Below are 23,985 nucleotides of genomic sequence, written 5' to 3' on the forward strand. Positions count from 1 at the left end.
CTAGAGCGTTTTGTACAACTCAGACGAGCGCCGTGGTGCCGACCGACTCCCGTTCGAGCAACGATCGCTTGACGTCGAGCCCCCACGCGAAGCCCCCGAGCGTGCCGTCCGACCGCAGCACCCGGTGGCACGGCACGAACAGTGCGGGAGCGTTCCGTGCGCACACGCTGGCGGCGGCCCGCACGGCGTCCGGACGGCCCATCGCCCCCGCGAACTCGGTGTAGGTCAGGGTGCCGCCGGCGGGGATGCGGCGGAGCTGCCGCCACCCCTCGGTGAACAGGTCGGTGCCGAACTGCCGCACCGGCACCTGCATGGCGTGCTCGACCTCGCCCGAGTAGAAGGCGTCCACGGCATCAGCGGCGGCGACCGTGCCGTCGACGATGCGACTGGGCCGGTACCGGTCGGCGAGCCGCCCGAGGATCCGGTCGAGGGAGTCGGTCCAGCCCGAGGCGAGGACACGGCCCTCGGCGTCCTCGAGCACGGTGAAGGCCCCGTCCGGGGTGTCCAGGGTCTGGATGGTTGCGTCGGTCATCGTTCGTCCTTCCGAGGGTCGTTGTCTGCGTGCCGCGCACGGCCGGTGCCGTGCACCCGCGCACCGGCGGCCGTCGCGATCGCGCGGTCGATGATCGGTCGCCAGCAGTGCATCGTCAGGTAGCTCCGCCAGGGCGCCACCTGCTCCGACCATAGGGAGAGCTCGCGCGCCGTACCGGGCAGTCCGAGTTCCTGTGCACCGTTGCGCACCGCGAGGTCGCTGTGGAGGAACACGTCGGGGTGGTGCCGGACCCGGAGCGCCACGTAGTCGGCGGTCCACGGCCCGATGCCCTTCACCGCCAGCAGCCGCTCGCGCAGCTCGTCGAGGGACTGTCCGCCGTCGATGACGAGCGACCCGCCAGTGAGCGCTGCGGCGACCCGCAGGATCGTGTCGACGCGGGCGGCCGGACCGCGCAGCACCTCGTGGCCGCGGGCAGCGATGACCTCGGCGGACGGGAACAGCAGGCCGTCCGGCAGGATCGCCGACGGAACAGCAGCACCGAGCGCCGCCACGAGCCGCGTCTGGGCCGTCCGGGCCGCGGCGACGGAGACCTGCTGCCCGATGAGGGTGCGGAACACGATCTCGTGCGCGTCGACGGCACCGGGCAGCCGCAGGCCGGGGACCCGCCGCACGGCCGCGGCCAGCTCGGGCACGGAGCCGAGCACCGCGTCGACGGCGACCGGGTCGGCATCGAGGTCGAAGTACGACCGGACGCGGGCGACGAGCGTCGGCAGGTCGGACAGGTCGGTGACGCGCACCCGCAGGTCGATCCCGGTACCGCGACCGGCGGCCGTGGAACCGGCCGTCCCCGCGACCGCGGCCGACGCGGTGAACCAGCCCGGGCCTCCCGGCAGGTCGAGCAGCCGCCCGTACGAGGCGACCCGACCGGATTCGTCGGTGTCCACCTGCTCCAGGCCCGGCAGGGCGTGCAGCGCGTGCCAGTCGAGGAGCCCCTGCGCGTCGAACGGCGGCCGCGCGGGCAGGTGCACGTGCAGTGCGCCGTCGGACGCGGGCCGGAGCGTCCGTCGGGCGCGCAGCGCGGACGGGGTGACGGCGAAGACCTCGCGGACGGTCTCGTTGAACTGGCGGACGCTCGCGAACCCGGCCGCGAAGGCGACGTCCGCGATCGGCAGGTCCGACGACGTCAGCAGCGTGCGCGCCGTCTGGGCGCGGTGTGCGCGGCTGAGCGCCTTCGGGCCGGCACCGAGCTCGGCCGTCATGATGCGGTTGAGCTGGCGTTCGGAGTAGCCGACCCGTGCGGCAAGGCCCGGGACGCCGTCGCGCTCGACGACGCCGTCGAGGACGAGGCGCATGGCGCGGCCGGCGACGTCCTCGCGCAGGTCCCACTCGGGGCTGCCGGGGGTCGCTTCGGGCAGGCAGCGCTTGCAGGCACGGAAGCCGGCCAGGTGCGCTGCTGCGCTCGTGCGGTAGAAGGTGACGCCGGTCTCGCGGGGCGTGCGTGCCGGGCAGCTCGGTCGGCAGTAGATGCCGGTGGAGTGCACGGCGGTGACGAACTGGCCGTCGAAGCGTGCGTCGCGCGAGGCGACGACGCGGTAGCGCTCGGCGTGCAGCTGGTCGGTTCCGGGGATGGTCACGGGCCCAGCCTGACACGCACCACCGACCGCGACTGGCGGAAATCGGACGCCGCGGCGGTCGCGTGGTGCGGGTGGCGGGCGGCCCGAGGTTCCGAGATCTCGGCATGTCGGCGCTCGATGTGCTCGCCCGTGGAACCTCGGCGCCACACCGACGGCGTGTTGTGGAACCTCGGCGCTGCGGCACCGACGACGGCACGGCGTCGACCGGGAGGCCCGGCTAGCGTTGGGCGGGTGAGCACCGGAGAGGACGTCGCCGGGTCTGACCACCGGGTCGGCCCCGACGAGCTCGCCGAGCTCGCCGACTCCGTCGACCTGCCGTTCCGGACCGACGTCGAGATCGCGCTGCTGCTCGTGTCGCGCCGCCACCGCTACGAGGGCAGGCCGGCCGACGGTGCCCTGCCGGTCCGGTCGGACGACCCGGACGAGCTGCGCGACCGCATCGAACTCCGCGCGGGACTCGGCATCGTCGACGACCGCTACTTCGCGGCGCGGGCGCACGTGCACGCCTCGGTGACGGTCATCGGGCTCGAGGGCCTCGAGGAGGTCGGACGGTCACTCGGCGAGCCGGTCGACCCCGTGGCGACCCGGCGGAACGTGTTCCTGCGGGGCGCCGACGTCGAAGCGCTCCGGGGGGAGCCGTTCTCGCTGCAGAGCCCCGGCAGCGGTGCCGTGCTGTTCCGCGGGTACCGGCCGGCGAACCCGTGCGCCTGGATGGACCACGAGGTGGCGCCGGGTGCGTTCCGGGCGATGCGTGGACGGGGCGGGGTGCGGTGCGACCCCGAGTCCGACGGTGTGCTCACCCTCGGACCCGCGGTGCTCCGGACGACCCGCCCCGTCGCGCTGGGCTGACGGCGGTGCCGTCAGCGGCAGCGCCGGCAGCGGCAGGGCCGTCAGCGGCAGGGCCGTCAGCGGCAGGGCCGTCAGCGGCAGCGCACCGTGCTCACGCGGTCAGCGCGCTCTCGATCGCGTCGACGAAGGCCGGCAGGTCGTCGGGGTTCCGCGAGGTGATGATGCCGCCGTCGACCTGGACCTCCTGGTCGACCCACTCGGCGCCGGCGTTCCGGACGTCGGTCTGCAGCGACGGGAACGAGGTGATCGTCCGTCCGCGCAGCACACCGGCCTCGATGAGGGTCCACGGGCCGTGGCAGATCGCCGCGACGGGCTTGTTCGCCTCGACGAAGGCCGTCACCAGGGAGACCGCCGAGTTGTCCTGTCGCAGGGTGTCGGCGTTGATGGTGCCACCGGGGACCACGAGCGCGTCGTACCCGGTCACGTTGACACCGGCGATGGTGGTGTCGGGGTCGAGGGACTTGCCGGGGTCCTTGTCGCCGACGAGGGTCGCGATCGAACCGGAGTCCTGCGCCGCCACGGTCACCGTCGCGCCACGCTTGCGGAGCTGGTCGACGGGCACGACGATCTCGTCCTGCTCAACGCCGTAGTTCGTCGCGATGACGAGGACCTTCTTGCCGTCCAGGGTTGCCATGGTCGCTCCTTCCGCGGCCCGGTGGTTCCGGCCGCACGTACGGCCCGGGTGTTCCGGCCGCACACCCGAGGGTCGTCGGGGAGCGCTGGGCGTGCCCGCAGGACGCAGCGGGTCCTCAGCCGCGGATGCGGAAAGCGGACCCTTCGGGCTCGACGGTGATGCCCTCGTACCCCGACACCCGGTAGAGCCCCGCCGTGACGTCCGACTCGTGCGGGCCGACGACGACCGTGGTCGCTCCGGAGGCGATGGCCGACTCGAGGCCGGCGGGGGCGTCCTCGAACGCCACGCAGTCGGTTGCCGCGACACCGAGCAGTGCGGCACCGCGCAGGTACCCGTCGGGGTGCGGCTTGCCGTGCTCGACGTCCTCGGACGGCACGAACGCCGTCGGCATGGTCAGGCCCGCCGCCGCCATCCGGCCGGCGGCCAGGTCGCGCGGCGCACTCGTCACGAGCGCCACCGGGACCCCCGCGTCGAGGAGCCGGTCGACGAAGGCTGCGGCGCCGGGGATCTCGAAGATGCCCTCGCTGCTCGCGCTCTCCTCGGCGACCAGTGCGGCGGCGATGCGGAGCTGTTCGTCGCGGTCCAGTCCGGGCAGGAAGTGCCCGATCGTGCTGATCGCCTGCCGGCCGTGCGAGAAGGCGAGGATCTCGGCCGGGTCGATGCCGCGGTCGTGACCGAACCGCGTCCAGGTGGCCTCGACCACCGCGGTCGAGTCGACGAGGGTCCCGTCCATGTCGAAGAGGACCCCGGACGCCACGATGTCGATCACGCGCCCGACCCTAGCCGACGCGGTCGACCGACACCGAGACGCGGGCAGACGGCTCCGCCCGGACGTACCGGGTCAGGAGCACGTCACCCGCACCGCGGAGCACGTGCGCGGGCCGCATCCGTCGCAGCTCCGGGGAACTGCCGCGGGCGATCCGGGGCCCGGTGCCGCCCTCGAGCGACGGGTCGATCGTCAGGGTCAGCTCGTCGACGGCGTCCGCGGCGATGAGCGACCCGAGGAACGACGGGCCGCCCTCGCAGTGGATCGTGCCGAGCCCCCGCGCCACCAGTGCGTCGCGGACGAGCGACACGTCGACCGAGTCGGTGTCGGTGTCGGTGCTGCAGGGCACGACGTCGGCGACGGACGACAGCGCGACCCCGGCGTCCGACGCCGCCGCAGCCGCGGAGGTCAGGACGACGGGCCGGACCGGGGCCTCGGTGAACACCCGGGATCCGGCGTCCAGCGACAGTGACCGAGACACGATCGCGAACACCGGGTGGTCGGGCAGGCCGTGCGCCCGGCGCCAGGCCACGTCGGCGTCGTGCAGGACCATCGGCCCGTAGCCCTCGTCACGCACGGTGCCGGCTGCGACGAGCACCACGTCGGCGACCCGGCGGAGCAGGTCGAACACGCGCAGGTCGTCCGGGCCGCCGAGCGACCCCGAGACCCCGGCGGCCGAGGCGGACCCGTCGACCGTCGCCACGAAGTTCACCCGCAGCCACGGCGCCGACGCACCCGCGGTGTACAGGTCGACCAGGTCGTCGTCGGACAGGTCCGCGATCGACGGGGGCAGGAGGTTCACGTGTTGTGCCGCGCTTCCACCGGCGTGCGCCAACCGAGCGTCGCCTCGACCATGCGCATCGCGTCGACGCTCTCGGCGACGTCGTGCATCCGGACGATCCGCGCCCCGAGCATCGCGCTCACGGTCGCGACGGCGAGCGAGCCCGCCAGGCGTTCGCCGCGCGGGCGTCCGAGCGACTCCCCCACGAAGTCCTTGTTCGACACCGCCGCGAGCACCGGGTAGCCGAGCGCCACGACCTCGGGCAGGCGCCGGGTGACCTCGAGCGTGTGCACGGTGTTCTTGTTGAGGTCGTGGCCCGGGTCGACGACGATCCGCGACTCCGGGATCCCCGCGGCGAGCGCCCGGTCGACGCGCTCCCGCAGGAACCCGACGACGGACGCGGTGACGTCGTCGTACTGCGGCGGCGCTGCGAGGGGCCGTCGGGGTTCGGCGAGCGAGTGCGTGATGACGATCGTCGCCTCGGAGTCCGCGACGACGGCCGCCATCCGGGGATCGGACAGGCCGGTGGTGTCGTTGACCACGCTCGCGCCAGCTGCGATCGCCGCTGCGGCGACCTCGGGGCGGAACGTGTCGACGCTGATGGTGACGTCGGACTCCTGGGCGAGCTGCTCGACGACGGGCACGACGCGGTCGACCTCGTCCGCAGCGGGCAGTTCCGGCCCCGGAGCGAACTTCACGCCGCCGATGTCGACCCAGTCGGCGCCCTGTTCGGCAGCCCGGACGGCGGCGGCGACGGCGCGGTCGAGCTCGAAGGTGGCACCGCGGTCGTGGAACGAGTCGGGCGTGCGGTTCACGATCGCCATCACGGCGATGCGGTGGTCGAAGTCGAACGTTCTGCGTCCGATCGTACGGACCGGCTGCCGCAGGTCCGGCACGACCCAGCCGGGTGCGGTCGATCCTGCCTGGAGGCCCGTGGCGGCCCCCTCAGACGTCACGCGTCCGCCTCGGGGTCGGGTACACGCCCCGCACCGATGAGCGCGATCGCCTCCGCCCGGCCCGCGGCGTCGGCCAGCGAGCCGTTCGCCGCGACCGTGACGGTCGTCGAGCCGGTCTGGCGCTCCCCACGGGTCGTCACGCACTGGTGCTGCGCGTCGAGGACCACGAGGACCCCCTCGGCACCGAGCCCCTCGGCGATCGTGGCAGCGACCTGCTCGCCCAGCCGTTCCTGCAGCTGCGGACGCGAGGCCACGGCGTCGAGCACCCGCGAGAGCGTTCCGAGCCCGATCAGACGGTCACCCGGCGCGTAGGCCAGGTGCGCGACCCCGAGGAACGGCAGCAGGTGGTGCTCGCAGACGGACCGGAACTTCACGTCGCGGACGATGACGAGTCGGCCGCGTTCACCGTCCTCGGCGTGCACCGTGCCGTCGCGGGCGATGGCCACGGCGTCCGTGCCGATGCCGGCGAAGAACTCGGCGTACGAGTCGGCGACCCGAGCGGGTGTGCGTTCGAGTTCGGGGCGGTCGGGATCCTCGCCGATGCCGAGCAGGAGTTCGCGCACCGCGGCCTCGACGCGGGCACGGTCCATGCGTGACGTCACCGGTCCATCCAACACCAGCCATGGCCGGAGAACGCGAGCCGGCGCACGGCGTGACGTCCCCCGATCACGCGGGTCGGGCCTCCCGGTCGGACATCGGCGCACCCTGCGCGCCCTGTGAGGATCCTGTGACATGCCGGAAACCCAGCAGGCTTTAAACTTGCTCGGTGAGCGCCACGAAGACCGACACCCCACCCCGGAACCGCTTCGCGACCGGCCTCGATCGATACTTCTCCATCACGAAGCGCGGATCCACGATCCCGCGCGAGGTGCGAGGCGGACTCGTCTCGTTCGTGACGATGGCGTACATCGTCATCCTCAACCCGCTGATCCTCGGTGGGTTCAGCGCCGACCAAGCCGCCAAGGACGTCTCCGGCGGCTGGCTCGAGAACGCGCAGGTCGCCGCCGCGACCGGCCTCGTCGCCGGCCTGATGACCATCGCCATGGGCGTCATCGCGAACCTGCCGTTCGGCATCGCCGCGGGCCTCGGGATCAACTCGTTCCTGGCCGTCAGCGTCGTGCAGCAGGTCACCTGGGCCGAGGCGATGGGACTCGTCGTCATCAACGGCGTGATCATCGTGGTCCTGGCGTTGACGGGGATCCGGACGATGATCTTCACCGCCGTCCCGGCGCAGCTGAAGGCAGCGATCACCGTCGGCATCGGCCTGTTCATCGCCTTCATCGGCCTCGTCGACTCGGGCTTCGTGCGCTCGTCCGGGCTCGCGTCGCCGCCCCTGCAGCTCGGTGAGGACGGCTCCGTCGGCGCCCTGCCGACCATCGTGTTCCTGATCGGCCTCGTCATCATCGGCACGCTCATGGCCCGCAAGGTCAAGGGCGCGCTGCTCATCGGGATCGTCGCGACGACGATCATCGCGATCATCCTGCAGGCGATCTTCCAGGTGCCGACCTCGGTCGACTCGAAGACCGGCTGGAACCTCAACGCCCCCGGCCTGCCGAGTGCGCTCTTCGCGTTCCCCGACCTGTCGCTCGTCGGCCACGCCGACCTGTTCGGTGCATTCAGCCGCATCGGGCCGTTGGCCGCGTCGATGCTCGTCTTCACCCTCGTGTTCACGAACTTCTTCGACGCGATGGGCACCATGACCGGCCTGGCGAAGGCCGCCGGCGTCGCGAAGCCCGACGGCACGTTCCCCCGCCTGAAGTCGGCGCTCGTCGTCGAGGGCGTCGGCGCGATCGCCGGCGGTGGCGCCTCGGTGTCGTCGAACACCGTCTTCATCGACTCCGCCGCCGGCATCGGCGAGGGCGCACGCACCGGCATGGCGTCGGTCGTCACCGGCCTGCTGTTCCTGGCGTCGATGTTCCTCACCCCGCTCACGCAGGTCGTCCCGCTCGAGGTCGCCGCCGCCGGACTCGTCGTCGTCGGCGCCCTGATGGTCGCGCAGGTCGCGGACATCTCCTGGACGGACTTCGGCTCGGCCCTGCCCGCGTTCCTGACGATCGTCGTCATGCCGCTGACCTACTCGATCGCGAACGGCATCGGCGTGGGCTTCATCAGCTGGGTCCTCATCAAGCTGCTGTCCGGCCGGGGCCGCGAGGTGTCGTGGCTGCTCTACGTCGTCGCCGCGGGCTTCCTGCTGTACTTCGCACGAGGGCCGCTCGAGGCGCTGCTCGGCGTCGGCTGAGGCCGGGGGGCTGGGCAGGGGCTGGCCGGGCTGGGCAGGGGCTGGTCTGCAAGAGCGACAGTTCCTGTGGGGCCGTCCGAGGGTGGTCCACGAAAGCGACAGTTGTCCGCGAAACATCCGCGGAGAACTGTCGCTTTCGCGTTCGGGCCGGCCGGGAGGCCCGTGCTCAGTCCGGCAGGTCGCCCGGCGTCGCCTCGTGGTGGCGTCGACCGCCGGACCGCCGATCCTCCTTCATGCCCGCCTCGAACAGGTGGCGGCGCCCCTGCACGAGCTCGTCCCGCGCAGTGCGCTCCAGCTCCTTCGCCAGGGCGTAGTACCCGTCGTCGTAGTCCTCGACGACCTGGAACGTCCAGCGGCCGGCGATGACGTTGCGACCCACGAGCTCGGTGTCGATGCGGTCGGCGAGTTCGGTGTGGCCGGCCTCCCGGAGCTGCTCGACGGCTTCGCCGAGGTTCAGGTCGGCGGTACCCGTCAGGCGGTGGAAGCCGTAGAGCAGGCCGCGGGCGTGCTCGATGACCTCGACCGCAGCCGACAGTGTGCCGAGAGCCTCCACCGTGGCGTCGGAGACCCCCGCGGGGGCCTGGTGCTGTGCGTCGGGGCCCTGATCGTCGTTCGTCATGCTCCCCGTCTACACGAGGGCATCCGAGGTCAGGCGCAGTCACTTCGTCTGGTTGGGATGGCGCGTGTGGACGTCTGTGATGCAGACGACTCGATCCGCCTCGTCCACCGTGAACCAGATCCGCGCGCCCCGCTTCAGTTCGAGCTGCCGACGTGTCCATTCGCGACCCGAGTGCCGGACGACGCCGAGCGCACCGCGGAGCGCATGGCAGGCCAGGTCTTCGGACAGGGGATCGCTGGTCAACCGCTCCCAGGCTGACACGACGGCGTTCCGCTGTGTCGCCAGGACGTCTCGCCAGCCGTGTTCTGCCGAGCGCGTACCCAGGACGACCGTGAACTCCGTCGTCCGTACCGGACGGGGGACACCGGTGCCGCGACTGACCACGGCTTCACGGTGCGTCGAGGACGATCGGGTGCTCGAGGAGTTCGGGTTCGCCGGTGCTCCAGCCCGCCGCGATCGCCTCGGCACTGCTGCGCCACGCCTGCATCTCGACGAGCAAGGCCCGCGGCTGCCTGAGCGAGAACGATCCACGAGCCACGTCGACGATCTCACGTGCGAATCGCTGCTGGTCGTCTCGACTCAGGAGCTTGATCCACGGGTAGGGGATGGCGAGTCGATCGTGGAGCGGCAGCCCCTCGTTGACGGTCACTGCAGCGATCAACTGCGCAGCGATCTCGAGGACCGCGTCGTCGTCGTCCGAGCGTTCCTTCGTGGTGAGCACGAGCGCTTTTCCATCGCGCCGCGTGACTTCGAGCGGCTCTTCTTCAGCTGCAGCGAACACTTCTCTCGAGTGGCGGGAGAGGTCGGACGACTGGACGGCACGACGCGAGCGAGGAGGGGCGATCAGGGTCATGGATCCAGCGTATTCAGAACGCGTTCTGAACACAACCCGCAGTTGCTCGCCGTTCGATTGCGACCTAGCATTCGAACACACGTTCGAACGAGGAGACCCGATGATGATCACGGAGACGGCCGCCACGGTGTGGTGGTCCGAGGGCGCACCGAGCCGGCTGGTCTGGGGCGGGCGCCGTTGGCGGGTGAGCGACACCCCGACCCGTCTGACCGTGACGCGGGCCGAGCTGCCGACCGCCATCACCCACGCCCCCGAGCGCACGGTCGGCTGGCGTTTCCAGGCCACGGCCGACGACGGGGAAACGCTGGTGGTCGACATCGTGCCCGAGGGCAGCGGCTGGGGCGTCGCGCGGACGTGGACGTGAGCGCCACCCCGGATGCGGACTACGTCGTCACGCGCTCGACCGGCGCCCGCTCCGGAGCCGGTCGTTCCATGAGACGCCAGGCGCCACCCGTCAGCGGCGCGAGCGTCACGACGGTGTAGAGCACGACGACCGCTCCGAACGTCGCCTGCACACCGACACCCTCGGCCGCGAACCCGGCGAGCAGTCCGCCGAGTGGGATGCCCGCCCAGGACCCGGCTCCGAGCAGCCCGAACACCCGGGCCCGCATGTGCACCGGGATGCGCTCGAGCTCGACCGCACCGAGGATCGGGTTGAGTGCGCCGGCGGCGAGGCCCGACAGCGCCGAGGCAACGAGCATCCACGGCAGCCCGAGGCCGAGCGCCGGCACCAGGAGTGAAGGCCCACCGGCGAGCACGAAGCACACGACGAACGTGATCCGACGGGGGACGCGGTGTGCGACGTACCCGAAGGCCACCGAGCCGAGGAACGCCGCACCGCCGAAGGTCCCGGTCACGAAGCCCAGCGCCTGCGCCCCGCCGAGTGTGTCGGCGGCGTAGAGCGGGAGCAACGTCGTCGACCGGGCCGCGTCGAGCAGGTTCGTGATCAGCACGAGGGCGATCACGAGCCGGAAGAACGGGTCGCGGACGCAGAACCGGAAGCCCTCGGCGATGTCCCGCCAGTACCCGTTGGTCGGAGCCGCATCAGCGGTCACGGCCTCCCCGTCACCGTCCGCCGGCCGGACCAGCACCGCAGCGAGCAGGGCGGCGGTGCCGAACGCCACCGCGGTGCAGACGAGTGCGGCCATCGGTCCGGCAGCCGCGACGAGCACCCCGCCGAGCGGCGCGCCGATGAGCACCGAGAGTCGCTGGGACGCCTCGAAGTGACCGACCGCGCGCTCCAGCGGGACGCCGGCCCATCGTGCGAGCCCCGGGAGCAGGACCCGGCGTGCGGACTCCCCGGGCAGGTCGAACAGGCCGCTCACGAACACGAGCGCCAGGAGTGCCCAGAACGGCAGACCCACCGTCCAGGCGAGGATCGGCATCGCCAGGAGGGTCGCACCGCTGACGAGGTCCGACGCCACACTCGAACGGACGAACCCGACCCGCTCGACGAGCGCCCCGCCGAAGGGGCCGCCGAGGACGATCGGCACCGTCGCGGCGAAGGCGGCGATCCCGACGTCCGTCGCCGAGCCACCCCGGGCCAGGACGGCGAAGGGCACGGCCACGGTCGTGACGACGTTGCCGGTCCGCGAGACGACCTGGACCGCGAGCAGCGCACGCAACCGTGCCCGGGCGTTCACGGTCGCCCCATCCGGTAGCTCTGCGTGACGGCGATGACGCGCTCCGACCCGTCACCCGGCGTGTGCGCGTCACTCACGGCCGTCCATCGCTCGACGACGGCACGCAGTTCGGCGCCGAGGCCGGTGAGCTCCTCGGCGGTCAGTCGCAGCACCTCGTCGGAGCTGGTCGACGCCGCGACCCACTCACGGCCGAGCACCGGCGCCTGGTCGATGAACCGCCCGTACTCGGCCGCGTACGCATCGGCGACGGTGTGGTCGAGTGCCGTCGTGGCGAGCATGCGTTCCGGGTCGTCGAACGCATCGGCGAGGTCCCACGACGTGTGGTCCGCAGTCGCACGCCACCACCGTTCCCGCCGGTCCGAACCGAGCTCCGGCGCCGGCTCGATGAAGTCCGCGTCGGCCAGACGCTTGCAGTGGTAGCTGATCGTGCCGGGTGCCTCGTCGATCTCGTCGCCGAGCATCGCCGCGGTCTGCGGTCCACCGGAGCGCAGGAGCCCGACGATCCGCAGTCGGGTCGGGTGAGCGAGGGCGCGCATGTGGGCGGCGTCGTCGAGTCTGCGCACGGTCATGCTCTGACGATAGATGCACAAGAACTCTTGCGCAATGCTTCTTGTGCATTTGACCCGCCTGGATCGGCCGCCTCCGCGCTACGGTTCCGGCATGGCGAAGTGGATCGCGCTGCTGCGCGGAGTGAACGTCAACGGCATCACGATCAAGAACACCGAGCTCGCGGAACTGCTCCGCGGACTCGGCTTCGACGACGTCCGCACGGTGCTCGCGTCCGGCAACGTGGTGTTCGGCACGGACGCCGACGCGCCGACCCTGAAGGCCACGATCGAGCAGGCACTCCGTGACCGCTTCGGCTACGACGCGTGGATCGTGCTCGTCCGGCACGACGACCTTGAAGGCATCGTCGAGGGGTTCCCGTTCGACCGGGCCGACGATCGGCACGACTACGTGGTGTTCGGCTCCGACGACGACGCCCTCGATGCGCTGCTCGCCGACCTCGCGCTCGACACCACGGTCGAGCAGGTCGCCCGGGGTGACGGGGTCGTGTACTGGTCCTGCCCGAAGGGGTCGAGCACGGACACCGTGTTCGCGAAGCGGGCCGGGGCAGCACGCTTCAAGCGCTCGACCACGACGCGCAACACGAACACGCTCCGGAAGCTCCTGTGACCCGAGGAGCCCTGCACCACGTCGAGCTCCGCACCGCCCGCCTCGACACGGCGAGCAGGGCGTGGGGCTGGCTGCTCGGCGAGCTCGGGTACACGCCGTTCCAGGAGTGGCCAGCGGGCCGGAGCTGGCGACTCGGTGACGTCTACGTCGTGCTCGAGGCCGCACCGCTCGACGGCGCGCACGACCGCCGACGGCCCGGGCTGAGCCACCTCGCGTTCCACGCCGGCGACGCCGGACAGGTCGAGCAGCTGTGGACGGACGCACCGGCGCACGGCTGGACCCGCCTCTACGAGGACCGGCACCCGTACGCCGGCGGTCCAGACCACCGTGCTGCCTTCCTGGAGGACGCCGAACGGTTCAAGGTCGAGCTCGTCGCGAGCTGACGGGGTCGAGCGGGCCCCCGCCGACGGCCGGCGTGACGCCCTACGCGGTCGTCTCGTCCACGTCGAAGTCGCGCTGGAGCGAGATCGTCGGGATCGACGCCGTGATCACGGAGCCGTCAGCGCGGAGCGTGCCCTGGATGTCGCTCGTGGTCGGTGCGTGCCCGGACATCCGCGGCCCCTGGTGCGGCAACGGAACAACGGTCGGCTCGCCGGCCTCGATGTCCCACTGCTGGTTGTGCACCCAGGCGGTGAAGCCCGTGCCGGTCTCGACCGTGAAGGTCATGGCGTCCTGCCCGAGGTCGACCCGGACCCGCGACCCGCGCACGGTCAGTCGGTAGGTCAGCGAGTCCCAGTGCCGCGGCAGTCGCGGGTTGAACGTCATCCGGCCGCCGTGGTCGCGCATGCCGCCGAACCCGTTGACGAGCGCACCCCAGATGCCACCGGTCGACGCGATGTGCACGCCGTCCGAGGTGTTGCCGTGCAGGTCGGCCAGGTCGACGTAGAGCGCCGTCTGGAAGTACTGGTCGGCGAGGTCGTGGTACCCGACCTCGGCCGCCATGATCGACTGCACGACCGCCGACAGCGTCGAGTCGCCCGTGGTGAGCGCGTCGTAGTAGTCGAAGTCGCGGCGCTTCTCGGCCGCGGTGAACTCGTGCCCCTGCAGGAACAGCGCGAGCACGACGTCGGCCTGCTTGAGCACCTGGAACCGGTAGATGACCAGCGGGTGGTAGTGGAGCAGCAGCGGACGCTTGGACTCGGGGGTGTTCTCGAGGTCCCAGAGTTCCTTGTCGAGGAACTGGGCGTCCTGCGGGTGGATGCCACGGTGCGGGTCGAAGGGGATCTCCATCGACTCGGCGGCGTGCTCCCACTCGACGAGCTCGTCGGGGCGCAGACCGGTGCGTCGGATCATCCGGTCGTACTCTTCGACGTCGTCGGCCGCGAGTTCGCGGCACGCGTTCACCGCGAACCACAGGTTCGCCCGCGCCATGACGTTCGTGTAGAGGTTGTCGTCGACGACGGTCGTGTACTCGTCGGGCCCGGTGACGCCGTCGATGTGGAACTTCTTGTCGCCGTTGGAGCGCCAGAAGCCGAGGTCGGCCCACAGCCGAGCGGTCTCGACGAGCACGTCGATCGCCCCGCGCTTCAGGAACTCGGTGTCACCGGACGCCCGCACGTACTGCATCAGGGCATGGGCGATGTCGGCGTCGATGTGGTACTGCGCAGTGCCGGCGGCGTAGTACGCGCTCGACTCCTCGCCGTTGATCGTGCGCCAGGGGAACAGGGCACCCCGCTGGTTCAGCTCGCGTGCCCGCGAGCGTGCGGCGTCGAGCATGTTGTAGCGGAACCGCAGCGCGTTCCGGGCGACGATCGGCGCCGTGTACGACAGGAACGGCAGGACGTAGATCTCCATGTCCCAGAAGTAGTGCCCGCCGTAGCCGGAGCCGGTGACGCCCTTGGCGGCGATGCCGTGCCCGTCGGTGCGGGCCGTGGCCTGCGCGAGCATGAACAGGTTCCACCGGACGGCCTGCTGGATCTCCGGCTGCCCGGCGATCTCGACGTCGCTCCGGGCCCAGTAGTCGTCGAGCCAGACGCGCTGCTTCTCGAACGTCTCGTCGATGTTCTCGGCGTGCGCCCGGTCGAGCGTGCGGTCGCAGCGGTCGGCGAGTTCGCGCACCGGGACACCGCGGGAGGTGTGGTACACGACGTGCTTGACGAGTCGGATCGGCTGCCCGGCACGCGCCTGGACGCGGTAGACGTGCTTCGCCAGGTCGTCGTCGATCGACGACGACTCGTCCCAGCTGTTCTCGGTCTCGAGGTGGTGTTCCACACCGACGCAGATGGTCATGCCGGAGCTCGACGCCTGGTACCCGAGCAGGGAACGGGCGCCGGTGCTGCGCTTGAGCTTCGGTTCGAGCACCCGGTCGGTGAAGGCCTCGGCCTTGCGCGGGTCGAAGGCGTTCGCGGCGGCGCGCATCCCCGCGTGGTACTCGTCCTGCACGTCCTGGCGGTTCAGGATCTGGCTGGACAGCAGGATCGAGGCGTCCGCGTCGAGCACGGTGACCTCGTAGTCGATGACGGCGAGGTGCCGATCGGTGAACGACACCAGGCGGCGGGACCGGATCAGCACGCGCTTGCCGGACGGCGTCGACCACTCGGTCTCGCGGAACAGGTAGCCGCCGCGGAACTCGAGGCGCCGCGTGTGGTGGAGGATGTCCGCCTCGGCCAGCACGAGGGGTTCGTCGTCGACGTAGAGCCGGATCACCTTGGCGTCGGGCGCGTTGATGATCGTCTGGCCGGTCTTGGCGAACCCGAAGGCGTCTTCGGCGTGCCGGATCGGCCAGGTCTCGTGGAACCCGTTGATGTACGTGCCGTACTGCACACCGCCGCGGCCCTCGTCGAGGTTGCCGCGCAGGCCGAGGTACCCGTTACCGACGGCGAAGTTCGTCTCGGCGACGCCCTGCTGGTCGGGGGTGTACTCGGTCTCGACGAGTGCCCACTCGTCGATCGGGTACCGGACGCGGTCGAGCGGGTCCGAGGTGATGGGGTTCATGGTGCTCCGTGGGAAGGGAGGGTGGCGTGGGGACGTCGGTTCGACCGGGAGGCGCGGCTCGCCTCCGGCGCGCTGGCTACGTCGTGCTGGTGGTCGCGTGGGGAAGGTCCGCGACCAGGTCGGCGAGGTCCGTCACGACGACGTCGGCGCCGTGTTCACGCAGCGCGTCGGCGCCCGCTCCGCGGTCGACCCCGACGACGAGCCCGAAGGCCCCGTTCCGGCCGGCTTCGACACCACTGGTGGCGTCCTCGACCACGACGCACTCGGCGGCGGTCAGTCCGAAGCGCCCGGCGGCGTCCAGGTAGGTGTCGGGGGCGGGCTTGCCCGCCAGGCCGTCCTGGCGGGCGACGAGCCCGTCGACCACGACGGTGAACCGGTCGAGGATGCCGGCGGTCCGCAGCACCGAGACGGCGTTCGCGGAGCTCGAGACGACCGCGACGTGGAAGCCGGCGTCGATCGCGGCGGTGAGGAACCGGAGCGAGCCGGGGTACGGCTCGACGCCGTGTTCGTCCAGCTCGGCGGTGAACTCGGCGTTCTTCCGGTTGCCGAGACCGCACACGGTGTCGTCGTCCGGGCCGTCGTCCGGGGTGCCCTGCGGCAGGTCGATCCCCCGCGACTCGAGGAGCGACCGCACGCCGTCGTACCGCGGCTTGCCGTCGATGTACGCGAAGTAGTCGGCCTGTGTGTACGGCGCGACCCCGTGCGCTTCGAGGTACGGCGTGAAGAGCCGGCTCCAGGCGCGCATGTGCACGTCGGCGGTGGGGGTGAGGACACCGTCCAGGTCGAACAGGAGCGCTCGCGTGTCCGCGAGTCGCGCGGGTGTGCGCCGGGTCGGCGTCGTCATCTGCAGCCCTTCAGGGAACGGGGTTCGTGGACGTTGCTCTCGTCGAGTCTAGGACCGCTCCAGCACGCGTGTTCAGACCGCGCCGTCAGCGCAGGCCAGGGGCCGGCGGCAGGTCGCGCGCCCATTCCTCGATCGCCGAGGAGATCTGCTCGCGGGCGGCCTCGCGGCTGATGGTCGCCGTGCGGTCGCCCGGCTGGTCCCCGTAGGCGCCGAAGTCGGCGTGGTTCGAACCCTGGACCTCGGTCATCGTCGCGGTCGACGGCAACAGGTGCCGGGCCGCGTCGACCTTGTCGGGGGTCGAGAGCCCGTCACGCGAGCCCGAGACGCTCAGCACGTCGATGTACGAGCTGCTGATGTCGTTCGCGCAGTAGCTGCCGAGCAGCAGCAGGCCGTCCGCGTCCTGCGCGAGCTGGCAGGCACGGACCCCGCCCAGCGAGTGCCCGCCGACCGCCCAGGTCGCGACGTCCGGCGCGTGCGCCTCGAAGGTCGAGAGCGGCCGGGTGTCGAAGAACGCGAGGTTGAGCGTCGGCTTCGTGATGACGACCGTCGTGCCGTTCGCGACCACCTGCCGGAAGGTCGCCATGTACGCGTACGGATCGACCTTCGCACCCGGGATGAACACGATGCCCTTGCCGTCGGCCTGCCCCGTGGGCGTCATCACCACGGAGTCACCGGCATCCTGGACCGACACACGGTCGTCGCGCCAGACCTGCAGCGCAGCGCTCCGGGTGCCCTGCATGACGATGTGCGCCCAGACGAGGAACACCACCACGACCACCAGCAGCACGGCGACGATCCACGCGGTCCACCGCAGTACTCGGTTCATGCGACCACCGTACGACGCATCAGCACCTCGTTCCGACCGTCGGGCAGGGGAGCGCCCGGTTCGTCGAGTGCGGTGAACCCGGCGCGCTCGTAGGTGTGCCGGGCGACGGTGTTGTCGGGCATCACGGAGAGTTCGAGCGCCCCGCCACCGGAGGCCGCTGCCCACTCCGCGATCGTCTCGATCAGGGCACGTGCGACGCCTCGGCCCCGGGCTGCGGGGTCGACCCACATCGAGATGAGTTCGGCTGGCACACCGGCGTCGGCGCCCGGGACACCGCTCGCCATCCCGACGACGTCGCCCTCGGCGGCGACCGCCAGCAGGTCGAGCGCACCGGGGATCGACAGGCGTGTCCGCCAGCGGTGCTCGGGGGCGTCCGCCCAGTCCTGCAGCGTCGAACCGAACGCGTGCGGGGAGTCGGCGAGCGCCCGCAGCCGGACGGGTCGCCAGGTCTGCCAGTCGTCCGCGGTCACCCGGCGCAGCTCGATCGTCACGCCTCGACGGTACCGGCGGAGGTCCCTCGGTGAGCAGAAATGGTCGGGTGCGTGATGCGCACTCGACCATTTCTGCTCACCATCGCGGCGCGGGCGCCGCGGGCACACGCGGCCGCGGGCGCCGCGGGCACACGCGGCCGCGGGCGCCGCGGGCACACGCGGCCGCGGGCGCCGCGGGCGCTACGCAGTGATCGCGGCGCGGATCTCGGCGGCTGCTGCGCCGACGTCCGACGCGCTGTAGATCGCGCTGCCGGCGACGGCGATCCGGGCACCGGCCTCCTGCACCGAGGCGACGGAGGACGCGTTCACGCCGCCGGCGATCGAGAACGGCACACCCGACTCCTTGCCGGCGTCGAGCAGTGTTGAGAACGTGAAGCCCTCTTCCGCCTGCTCGTCGAGCCCGGCGTGCACCTCGACGAACTCGGCGCCGAGCGCAACGGCCTCGCGGGCACGGGCGGCCTTGTCGGAGACGCCGATCAGGTCGACGACGATGCCCTTGCCGTGCTTCTTCGCGGCCTTGACGGCGCCGACGATCGTCGAGTCGCCGGCGACACCGAGGACGGTGACCAGGTCGGCACCGGCCGAGAAGGCGATGTCGGCCTCGAGCTCACCGGCGTCCATCGTCTTGAGGTCCGCGAACACGATCTTGTCCGGGTGGGCTTCCTTGATCGCGGTGACGGCGGACAGGCCGGCGCTCTTGATCAGGGGCGTGCCGAGCTCGAGGACGTCGACGTGCGGCGCGGCCGCGGCGGCGAGTTCGAGGGCGGCTTCGGTGGTCAGGGTGTCCATGGCGAACTGGAGCTGCATGTGGATGCCTTTCATTCGAGGTTTGCGTGTCGGGGCCAGAGGTCGTCGGCGGACTGCCCGCCGCGGGACCAGAGCGTGTGGAACAGGGCGTCGCCGACCAGGGCGACGGCCTGCTCGAAGAGGCTGCCGGCGTACTGCGCCGAGGCCGTGCCGGAGCGGTCGGTCTTCGTCGCTGCCGGCAGCACGAGGGTGACGTCCGCGACCTCGGACAACGGGGAGTCGTCGGTGGTCGACAGGGCGACGACGGACGCGCCGACGTCGTGCGCGGTGCGGGCGGCCTGCACGATGCCGGTGGTCGTGCCGGAACCGCTCGCGACGAGGAGCACGTCCCCGGGCCGGATCGCGGGCGTGGTGACCTCGCCGACGACGTGGACGTCGCGACCGAGGTGCATGAGCCGCATCGCGGTCATGCGCAGCGCGAGTCCGGAACGGCCGGCACCGTGCACGAAGACACGGTGGGAGCGGTCGATCAGGTCGAGAGCGCGCTCAGCCGACGCACCGTCGATGTTCGCGGCGAGGTCGGTGACCTCACGCACGATCACGTCGAACGCTGCGGGGACGGTGGGTTCTGCCATGTCCACGAGCATGCCGTCGCGCGGCCCGCCGCACCGCTACCCGCGTCGGCAGGCATCCCACCCGATCGGGTGGCCCCGTCCGCACGGGTGGGACAGGTAGGTTCGGCTCCCATGGACGCCATCGCACCCGACCGGGAGGCCCGTGGCGAGCCCGCCAGTCGGCTCGCCGCCTCGGAGCACGCCCGGACCGTCGCCGAGCAGGCGGACCGTCAGGCGCTCACCCTCGAGTCCGTGCTCGCCGTGCTCCGGTCACCACGGGTGTCGGACGCCGCCGCGCGGGCCGAGGCCGTCGAGATCGCGTCGGCAGCACTCGTCGACCTGCGCACCGAGACCGACCACCAGCGCAGCACCCTGCTGGAGCCGGTCACCGGGGCGTTCTCGCGCCTCCGAGCCGACCTGCGCCCGCTCGTCCGGTTCGGCGACCTCGACGTGCAGTTCGTCGAGCCGCCGACCACCGGCCGCGCACTGCCGGGCGACGTCGCCCACGCGGCCCGCGCCATCGTCCGGACCGCCGTGCTCGCCCTGGTCGACGGTGGTGCGGCCAAGCGGGTCCGCATCCAGTGGGACTGCGACGGCCGGAACCTGCTCATGCAGCTCCGCGACGACGGCTCCGGCACCCTCGACGTGCACGACGACGCCATGCGGCCGATCGCAGAACGGGTCGTCACCCTCGACGGCCGCGTCCAGGTGTCGAGCACGCCGGACTGGGGCTCGGTCCTCGACATCTCGCTGCCCCTCGACCCCTCGCCGACCGAGGTGGACTCGGTCGCGGACGACGACCTCACCCCGCGGGAGCGCGACGTGCTGCGGCTGCTCGCGACGGGCGTCGGCAACCGCGAGATCGCCGAGGGCCTGGGCATCAGCGTCAACACCGTGAAGTACCACGTGGCGAACCTGCTCCGGAAGCACGGGGCCCGCACCCGTGCCGAGCTCGCCGCCTTCAGTTCCCGGGCGTGACCCCGGAGGGGCTGAAGCGGTAGCCCATGCCGGACTCGGTGACCAGGTACCGCGGGGTCGCCGAGTCGGGCTCGAGCTTCCGCCGCAGCTGCGCCATGTACAGCCGCAGGTACCCGGAGTCGTTGCCGTGCGAGGGCCCCCACACCTCGGTCAGGAGCATCTCGCGGGTCATCAGCCGGTCGGGGTTCGTGACGAGCACCTCGAGCAGGCGCCACTCCGTCGGGGTCAGCCGGATCGCGGGACCGCTGGCCGGGGTGACCTGCTTCGCGACGAGGTCCACGACGAGGTCGCCGATCCGGATCGTCGGCGCGCTGTCGACGCCGGCCGGGGCACGGCGTCGTCCGAGGGCTCGCAACCGCGCCAGCAGCTCGTCCATCTGGAACGGCTTCGTCACGTAGTCGTCCGCGCCGGCGTCGAGTGCGTCGACCTTGTCTGACGAGTCGGTCCGGCCGGACAGCACGAGCACCGGCACCTGCGACCACCCCCGGATGCCCTCGAGCACCCCGATCCCGTCGAGTCGGGGCATGCCCAGGTCGAGCAGCACCAGGTCGGGCCGTTCGGTGATGACGGCGTCGATCGCCGCGCGCCCGTCCTTCGCCGTCACGACCTCGTACCCGCGGGCAGCGAGCGTGACGGAGAGCGCTCGGACGAGTTGCGCGTCGTCGTCCGCGATCAGGACCTTCACCGGAGCTCCACTCCCACGTGCCCGGCGATCGGCAGCCGCACCACGACGGTGAGCCCACCACCCGGGGTGTCGTCGACCTCGATCGTGCCGCCCATGCCCTCGGTGAAGCCCCGCGCGAGTGCGAGACCGAGCCCGAGGCCCGTCTCGTTGTCGGTGTCGCCGAGCCGTTGGAACGGCTGGAAGACCTCGTCGACCCGGTCCGACGGGATCCCCGGACCGTGGTCGGCGATCCGGAGCTCGACCCCGCCTCCGAAGGCGCTCGCCGCGACGCGCACGCGGGTGCCGTCGGGTGCGTAGCGGACGGCGTTCGCGAGCAGGTTCACGACGACCCGCTGCAGCAGGACCGGGTCGGCGAGCACCGGCGGCAGGTCCGCCGGCAGGTCGAGGTCGACGTCGTCGGGCCCGAGCTCGAGCTCGTCGAGCGCCGGTGCGACCACGGTGTCGAGGGCCAGCGGCCCGGACGCGACCGCGAGCACACCCGCCTGCACACGACTGACGTCCAGCAGGTCTGCCAACAGCACCGCCAGCTGACCGAGGCTCTCGTCGGCGGTCGCGAGCAGTGCCTCCCGGTCGGCCCTGGACAGGTCGACGTCCAGCGCACGCAACGACTGGACGGCGGCCGAGGCGGCCGCGATCGGCCGCCGCACGTCGTGGCCGACGGCCGCGAGGATCGCGCTGCGGACGCGGTCCGCCGCCGCGATCCGCTCCGCGTCCAGCGCGGTGCGCGTCAACGAGCGGTGTTCGACCGCGGCGTCGAGCTGCTGCTCGACGACGCGCAGCAACCGGCGCTGGGTCGGGTCGTCCGGAGCGCCCGCGAACTCGAGCACGGCACCGGACGGGAGGCTCGTGGACGCGTCCGGCGATTCGCCGAACGTCCCCGACGTGGCCGGCTCCTCGTTCCCCTGCCGGATCCGGACGCCGGCGAACCCGAAGGCCTCGCGGGTGCGGTCGAGCAGGGCCTGCAGGGCGTCGTCGCCGCGGAGGACGCTGCCGGCGATCCCCATCAGCAGACCCGACTCCGCCGCGGCGCGACGGGCGGCACGCGAACGTCTGGCGGACCGGTCGACCACGAAGCTGACGAGCACGGCACTGATGACGTACATGACCAGGGCGAAGAGGTGCCACGGCTGCTGCACCGTGACCATGTGCAGGGGTTGGACGAAGAAGAAGTCGAGGCTCAGTCCGGACAGCACCGCCGTGAACACCGCCGGCCACATCCCGCCGACGAGCGCCACGACGAGCACCAGCAACTGGTACGCCAGGACGTCCACGGTGATGGCGTCGGGGTCGCTGCCGATCGACAGGACCCAGGTGAGCAGGGGCCCGACCAGGACCGAGAGCACGAACGCGGCGAGGACCCGTCCGCGGGACAGACTGCCGCCGAGCTTCGGCAGGGCGAAGCCACCACCGGCGCGCTCGTGCGTGACGACGTGCACGTCGATGTCGCCGGACTCACGGATCACGGTGTTGCCGATGCCCGGGCCAGTCAGGGCCGCGGCGAGCCGACTGCGACGGCTGACGCCGATGACGATCTGGGTCGCGTCGATCGACCGCGCGAACCGCACGAGGGTCGACGGCACGTCGTCGCCGACCACCTGGTGGTACGTCCCGCCGAGCTGTTCGAGCAGGGTGCGCTGGGCACCGAGCGCCCCCGGGTGCCGCTCGCGCAGGCCGTCGTTCGTCGTCACGTGCACGGCCGCGAGTTCGCCCCCGGCACTGCGGGCAGCGATGCGGGCCCCTCGGCGCAGCAGGGTCTCGCCCTCGGGGCCGCCGGTCAGGGCGACCAGCACGCGCTCACGGGTCTCCCACCGGTGCTCGATGCCGTGCTCGGCGCGGTAGGCCTTGAGCGCGTCGTCGACCTCGTCCGCCAGCCAGAGCAGCGCGATCTCGCGCAACGCCGTCAGGTTCCCGAGCCGGAAGTAGTTCGACAGGGCCGCATCGATCCGGGCAGCCGGGTACACGAGCCCGTCGGAGAGCCGCTCGCGCAAGGCGGCCGGTGCCAGGTCGACGACCTCGATCTGGTCGGCCGCGCGCACCACGGCGTCGGGGACGGTCTCGCGCTGCACGGTGCCCGTGATCTCGCGGACCACGTCACCGAGGGACTGCATGTGCTGCACGTTGACCGTCGAGATGACGTCGATGCCGGCGGCCCGCAGCGCTTCGACGTCCTGCCAGCGCTTCTCGTTCGGACTGCCGGGAGCGTTCGTGTGCGCGAGTTCGTCGACGAGGGCGACCTCGGGCGCTCGCCGGAGCACCGCGTCGAGGTCCAGGTCGTCGAGCTCCACACCGCGGTGGTCCACGGTGCGGCGCGGGACGACCTCGAGGCCGTCGACGAGCGCGGCGGTGGCGGCCCGTTCGTGCGTCTCGACGACGGCCACCACGACGTCCCGGCCCTCGTCGAGCAGCCGGCGGCCCTCCTCGAGCATGGTGAACGTCTTGCCGACGCCCGGTGCGGCACCGAGCAGGACCCGTAGCTTGCCGCGCTTCACGTGCTCATCCTCTCGCGTCGAGTTCCGCAGCGGGTGCGAAGCCGGGCGCAGGGCGGGATCGCGCCCCTGTGTGGTCATCGCGCCCCGGTGAGTCGGGGCGCGATGACCACCGCGGGGCGCGATCGATCACGAGGACGCCTTCGCCAGCGCGAGGTTCAGGGCCAGCACGTTCACGACGGGTTCGCCGAGGAACCCGAGCTGACGCGACTCGGTGTGCGATGCGACCAACTGCCGCACCGTGTCCTCGGACACGCCCCGCGCCGCCGCCACCCGCACGACCTGCTGCGACGCGTACGCGGGGCTGATGTCCGGGTCGAGGCCCGAACCCGAGGCGGTGACCGCGTCGGCGGGGACGTCCGCCTCCGAGACCCCGTCGGCCTTCGCCAGTGCCCCCTGCCGCTCCTTGACGGCCTTGAGCAGGTCCGGGTTGTTCGGTCCGAGGTTCGAGCCGGACGAGGCCCCGGCGTCGTAGCCGTCCTCGCCAGCTGCGGAGGGCCGCGACTGGAACCAGCGATCCGCCTGCTTGCCGGAGAACGACTGCCCGATGAGGGAGGACCCCACGACGGCGCCGGACGAATCGGTGACCTCCGAGCCGTTGGCCTGCTCGTGGAACACCCCCTGGCCGACGCCCCAGACGGCGAGCGGGTAGCCGACGCCGAGCACGACGGTGGCGAGCAGGGTGAGGCGGATGGCCACACCAGCGGAACGGACTGTGGAACGTGCAGATGCCATGA

27 protein-coding genes are annotated in these 23,985 nt (G+C 71.8%); 6 read left to right on the forward strand and 21 right to left on the reverse strand.

Annotated features, from left to right (window positions below; genetic code table 11):
* Positions 1 to 19: 19 nt before the first annotated feature.
* Together EDF28_RS02030 and EDF28_RS02035 are read right to left on the reverse strand one after the other, a co-directional pair.
* Positions 20 to 532 (reverse strand): methylated-DNA--[protein]-cysteine S-methyltransferase, encoded by a 513-nt coding sequence (locus EDF28_RS02030; RefSeq protein WP_123936995.1) that lies wholly within the window; start codon positions 530 to 532, stop codon positions 20 to 22.
* Positions 529 to 2,121 (reverse strand): AlkA N-terminal domain-containing protein, encoded by a 1,593-nt coding sequence (locus EDF28_RS02035; protein ID WP_395874935.1) that lies wholly within the window; start codon positions 2,119 to 2,121, stop codon positions 529 to 531. The genes EDF28_RS02030 and EDF28_RS02035 overlap by 4 nt, the downstream gene beginning before the upstream one ends.
* 318 nt (positions 2,122 to 2,439) lie before the next feature.
* Between EDF28_RS02035 and EDF28_RS02040 the strand changes: the two genes are divergently transcribed.
* On the forward strand, positions 2,440 to 2,976 hold the full coding sequence (locus EDF28_RS02040; RefSeq protein WP_123937609.1) for a molybdenum cofactor biosysynthesis protein: 537 nt from the start codon (positions 2,440 to 2,442) through the stop codon (positions 2,974 to 2,976).
* Between the two features lie 91 nt (positions 2,977 to 3,067).
* On the opposite strand, the gene EDF28_RS02045 is transcribed toward EDF28_RS02040, so the two are convergent.
* From EDF28_RS02045 to folE, 5 genes are all read right to left on the reverse strand, one after another.
* Complete coding sequence (locus EDF28_RS02045; protein WP_123936996.1) at positions 3,068 to 3,610, reverse strand: type 1 glutamine amidotransferase domain-containing protein; 543 nt, start codon at positions 3,608 to 3,610, stop codon at positions 3,068 to 3,070.
* Between the two features lie 115 nt (positions 3,611 to 3,725).
* The gene (locus tag EDF28_RS02050) at positions 3,726 to 4,379 is read right to left on the reverse strand and encodes an HAD-IA family hydrolase (protein WP_123936997.1); all 654 of its coding nucleotides are present in this window, start codon (positions 4,377 to 4,379) and stop codon (positions 3,726 to 3,728) included.
* A 10-nt stretch (positions 4,380 to 4,389) separates the two neighbouring features.
* Positions 4,390 to 5,178 carry a pyrimidine reductase family protein gene (locus tag EDF28_RS02055; protein ID WP_123936998.1) on the reverse strand — a complete coding sequence of 263 codons (789 nt, stop codon included), beginning with the start codon at positions 5,176 to 5,178 and terminating at the stop codon, positions 4,390 to 4,392.
* Positions 5,175 to 6,113: a dihydropteroate synthase gene (folP, locus tag EDF28_RS02060; protein WP_123936999.1), complete on the reverse strand. Its 939-nt coding sequence runs from the start codon at positions 6,111 to 6,113 to the stop codon at positions 5,175 to 5,177. Before folP ends, EDF28_RS02055 begins: the two co-directional genes overlap by 4 nt.
* Complete coding sequence (folE, locus tag EDF28_RS02065; protein ID WP_123293064.1) at positions 6,110 to 6,703, reverse strand: GTP cyclohydrolase I; 594 nt, start codon at positions 6,701 to 6,703, stop codon at positions 6,110 to 6,112. Before folE ends, folP begins: the two co-directional genes overlap by 4 nt.
* A gap of 176 nt (positions 6,704 to 6,879) precedes the next feature.
* On the opposite strand from folE, the gene EDF28_RS02070 reads away from it, so the two are divergent.
* On the forward strand, positions 6,880 to 8,352 hold the full coding sequence (locus EDF28_RS02070; protein WP_123293062.1) for an NCS2 family permease: 1,473 nt from the start codon (positions 6,880 to 6,882) through the stop codon (positions 8,350 to 8,352).
* A 166-nt stretch (positions 8,353 to 8,518) separates the two neighbouring features.
* On the opposite strand, the gene EDF28_RS02075 is transcribed toward EDF28_RS02070, so the two are convergent.
* The 3 genes from EDF28_RS02075 to EDF28_RS02085 all read right to left on the reverse strand — a co-directional run bounded on the left by EDF28_RS02075 (position 8,519) and on the right by EDF28_RS02085 (position 9,824).
* On the reverse strand, positions 8,519 to 8,971 hold the full coding sequence (locus EDF28_RS02075; protein ID WP_123937000.1) for a hypothetical protein: 453 nt from the start codon (positions 8,969 to 8,971) through the stop codon (positions 8,519 to 8,521).
* A gap of 39 nt (positions 8,972 to 9,010) precedes the next feature.
* Entirely contained in the window at positions 9,011 to 9,232 is a 222-nt protein-coding gene (locus tag EDF28_RS19475) for a hypothetical protein (RefSeq protein ID WP_235035857.1), read from the reverse strand.
* A gap of 127 nt (positions 9,233 to 9,359) precedes the next feature.
* Complete coding sequence (locus EDF28_RS02085) at positions 9,360 to 9,824, reverse strand: prevent-host-death protein (protein WP_123937001.1); 465 nt, start codon at positions 9,822 to 9,824, stop codon at positions 9,360 to 9,362.
* A gap of 103 nt (positions 9,825 to 9,927) precedes the next feature.
* Between EDF28_RS02085 and EDF28_RS02090 the strand changes: the two genes are divergently transcribed.
* The gene (locus EDF28_RS02090) at positions 9,928 to 10,188 is read left to right on the forward strand and encodes a hypothetical protein (RefSeq protein ID WP_123937002.1); all 261 of its coding nucleotides are present in this window, start codon (positions 9,928 to 9,930) and stop codon (positions 10,186 to 10,188) included.
* 19 nt (positions 10,189 to 10,207) lie between these two features.
* Here the strand turns inward: EDF28_RS02090 and EDF28_RS02095 are convergent, their stop codons facing one another.
* Both EDF28_RS02095 and EDF28_RS02100 read right to left on the reverse strand, forming a co-directional pair.
* Positions 10,208 to 11,467 (reverse strand): MFS transporter, encoded by a 1,260-nt coding sequence (locus EDF28_RS02095; protein WP_123937003.1) that lies wholly within the window; start codon positions 11,465 to 11,467, stop codon positions 10,208 to 10,210.
* The gene (locus EDF28_RS02100; protein ID WP_123671389.1) at positions 11,464 to 12,036 is read right to left on the reverse strand and encodes a transcriptional regulator; all 573 of its coding nucleotides are present in this window, start codon (positions 12,034 to 12,036) and stop codon (positions 11,464 to 11,466) included. The genes EDF28_RS02095 and EDF28_RS02100 overlap by 4 nt, the downstream gene beginning before the upstream one ends.
* A gap of 91 nt (positions 12,037 to 12,127) precedes the next feature.
* Between EDF28_RS02100 and EDF28_RS02105 the strand changes: the two genes are divergently transcribed.
* On the forward strand, positions 12,128 to 12,643 hold the full coding sequence (locus EDF28_RS02105) for a DUF1697 domain-containing protein (protein WP_123937004.1): 516 nt from the start codon (positions 12,128 to 12,130) through the stop codon (positions 12,641 to 12,643).
* The gene (locus EDF28_RS02110; RefSeq protein ID WP_123937005.1) at positions 12,640 to 13,026 is read left to right on the forward strand and encodes a VOC family protein; all 387 of its coding nucleotides are present in this window, start codon (positions 12,640 to 12,642) and stop codon (positions 13,024 to 13,026) included. Before EDF28_RS02105 ends, EDF28_RS02110 begins: the two co-directional genes overlap by 4 nt.
* Positions 13,027 to 13,066: 40 nt before the next feature.
* Here EDF28_RS02110 and EDF28_RS02115 read toward each other — a convergent pair whose 3' ends face one another.
* From EDF28_RS02115 to hxlB, 6 genes are all read right to left on the reverse strand, one after another.
* The gene (locus EDF28_RS02115; protein ID WP_123937006.1) at positions 13,067 to 15,577 is read right to left on the reverse strand and encodes a glycoside hydrolase family 65 protein; all 2,511 of its coding nucleotides are present in this window, start codon (positions 15,575 to 15,577) and stop codon (positions 13,067 to 13,069) included.
* Positions 15,578 to 15,653: 76 nt separating this feature from the next.
* Positions 15,654 to 16,421, reverse strand: coding sequence for an HAD family phosphatase (locus EDF28_RS02120; RefSeq protein ID WP_111083533.1), 768 nt, complete (start codon positions 16,419 to 16,421; stop codon positions 15,654 to 15,656).
* A gap of 85 nt (positions 16,422 to 16,506) precedes the next feature.
* Complete coding sequence (locus EDF28_RS02125) at positions 16,507 to 17,247, reverse strand: alpha/beta hydrolase (protein ID WP_123339425.1); 741 nt, start codon at positions 17,245 to 17,247, stop codon at positions 16,507 to 16,509.
* Entirely contained in the window at positions 17,244 to 17,738 is a 495-nt protein-coding gene (locus EDF28_RS02130; protein ID WP_123937007.1) for a GNAT family N-acetyltransferase, read from the reverse strand. The genes EDF28_RS02125 and EDF28_RS02130 overlap by 4 nt, the downstream gene beginning before the upstream one ends.
* 180 nt (positions 17,739 to 17,918) lie before the next feature.
* Complete coding sequence (hxlA, locus tag EDF28_RS02135) at positions 17,919 to 18,545, reverse strand: 3-hexulose-6-phosphate synthase (RefSeq protein WP_123937008.1); 627 nt, start codon at positions 18,543 to 18,545, stop codon at positions 17,919 to 17,921.
* Between the two features lie 11 nt (positions 18,546 to 18,556).
* A complete protein-coding gene (hxlB, locus tag EDF28_RS02140) occupies positions 18,557 to 19,120 on the reverse strand; it encodes a 6-phospho-3-hexuloisomerase (protein ID WP_111083824.1) in 564 nt (187 codons plus the stop codon).
* A 111-nt stretch (positions 19,121 to 19,231) separates the two neighbouring features.
* Between hxlB and EDF28_RS02145 the strand changes: the two genes are divergently transcribed.
* On the forward strand, positions 19,232 to 20,077 hold the full coding sequence (locus EDF28_RS02145) for a LuxR C-terminal-related transcriptional regulator (RefSeq protein ID WP_111083538.1): 846 nt from the start codon (positions 19,232 to 19,234) through the stop codon (positions 20,075 to 20,077).
* On the opposite strand, the gene EDF28_RS02150 is transcribed toward EDF28_RS02145, so the two are convergent.
* From EDF28_RS02150 to kdpC, 3 genes are all read right to left on the reverse strand, one after another.
* A complete protein-coding gene (locus tag EDF28_RS02150) occupies positions 20,061 to 20,762 on the reverse strand; it encodes a response regulator (protein ID WP_123937009.1) in 702 nt (233 codons plus the stop codon). The genes EDF28_RS02145 and EDF28_RS02150 overlap by 17 nt on opposite strands.
* Positions 20,759 to 23,251 (reverse strand): ATP-binding protein, encoded by a 2,493-nt coding sequence (locus EDF28_RS02155; RefSeq protein ID WP_123937010.1) that lies wholly within the window; start codon positions 23,249 to 23,251, stop codon positions 20,759 to 20,761. Before EDF28_RS02155 ends, EDF28_RS02150 begins: the two co-directional genes overlap by 4 nt.
* A gap of 126 nt (positions 23,252 to 23,377) precedes the next feature.
* The gene (kdpC, locus tag EDF28_RS02160; RefSeq protein ID WP_123937011.1) at positions 23,378 to 23,983 is read right to left on the reverse strand and encodes a potassium-transporting ATPase subunit KdpC; all 606 of its coding nucleotides are present in this window, start codon (positions 23,981 to 23,983) and stop codon (positions 23,378 to 23,380) included.
* Positions 23,984 to 23,985: the final 2 nt, after the last annotated feature.

Origin of the sequence: Curtobacterium sp. PhB137, from assembly GCF_003814955.1 — a bacterium.
In the GTDB taxonomy this organism is placed as follows: Bacteria; Actinomycetota; Actinomycetes; order Actinomycetales; family Microbacteriaceae; genus Curtobacterium.

Excerpts from the sequence above, each read along its gene's own strand:
- EDF28_RS02085 (WP_123937001.1), bottom strand. The coding sequence starts at position 9,824 with ATGACCCTGATCGCCCCTCCTCGCTCGCGTCGTGCCGTCCAGTCGTCC.
- EDF28_RS02145 (WP_111083538.1), top strand. The coding sequence starts at position 19,232 with ATGGACGCCATCGCACCCGACCGGGAGGCCCGTGGCGAGCCCGCCAGT.
- EDF28_RS02105 (WP_123937004.1), top strand. The coding sequence starts at position 12,128 with ATGGCGAAGTGGATCGCGCTGCTGCGCGGAGTGAACGTCAACGGCATC.
- folE (WP_123293064.1), bottom strand. The coding sequence starts at position 6,703 with ATGGACCGTGCCCGCGTCGAGGCCGCGGTGCGCGAACTCCTGCTCGGC.
- EDF28_RS02100 (WP_123671389.1), bottom strand. The coding sequence starts at position 12,036 with ATGACCGTGCGCAGACTCGACGACGCCGCCCACATGCGCGCCCTCGCT.
- EDF28_RS02090 (WP_123937002.1), top strand. The coding sequence starts at position 9,928 with ATGATCACGGAGACGGCCGCCACGGTGTGGTGGTCCGAGGGCGCACCG.
- EDF28_RS02045 (WP_123936996.1), bottom strand. The coding sequence starts at position 3,610 with ATGGCAACCCTGGACGGCAAGAAGGTCCTCGTCATCGCGACGAACTAC.
- EDF28_RS02125 (WP_123339425.1), bottom strand. The coding sequence starts at position 17,247 with ATGAACCGAGTACTGCGGTGGACCGCGTGGATCGTCGCCGTGCTGCTG.
- EDF28_RS02030 (WP_123936995.1), bottom strand. The coding sequence starts at position 532 with ATGACCGACGCAACCATCCAGACCCTGGACACCCCGGACGGGGCCTTC.
- hxlB (WP_111083824.1), bottom strand. The coding sequence starts at position 19,120 with ATGGCAGAACCCACCGTCCCCGCAGCGTTCGACGTGATCGTGCGTGAG.
- EDF28_RS02115 (WP_123937006.1), bottom strand. The coding sequence starts at position 15,577 with ATGAACCCCATCACCTCGGACCCGCTCGACCGCGTCCGGTACCCGATC.
- kdpC (WP_123937011.1), bottom strand. The coding sequence starts at position 23,983 with ATGGCATCTGCACGTTCCACAGTCCGTTCCGCTGGTGTGGCCATCCGC.
- EDF28_RS02120 (WP_111083533.1), bottom strand. The coding sequence starts at position 16,421 with ATGACGACGCCGACCCGGCGCACACCCGCGCGACTCGCGGACACGCGA.
- hxlA (WP_123937008.1), bottom strand. The coding sequence starts at position 18,545 with ATGCAGCTCCAGTTCGCCATGGACACCCTGACCACCGAAGCCGCCCTC.
- EDF28_RS02075 (WP_123937000.1), bottom strand. The coding sequence starts at position 8,971 with ATGACGAACGACGATCAGGGCCCCGACGCACAGCACCAGGCCCCCGCG.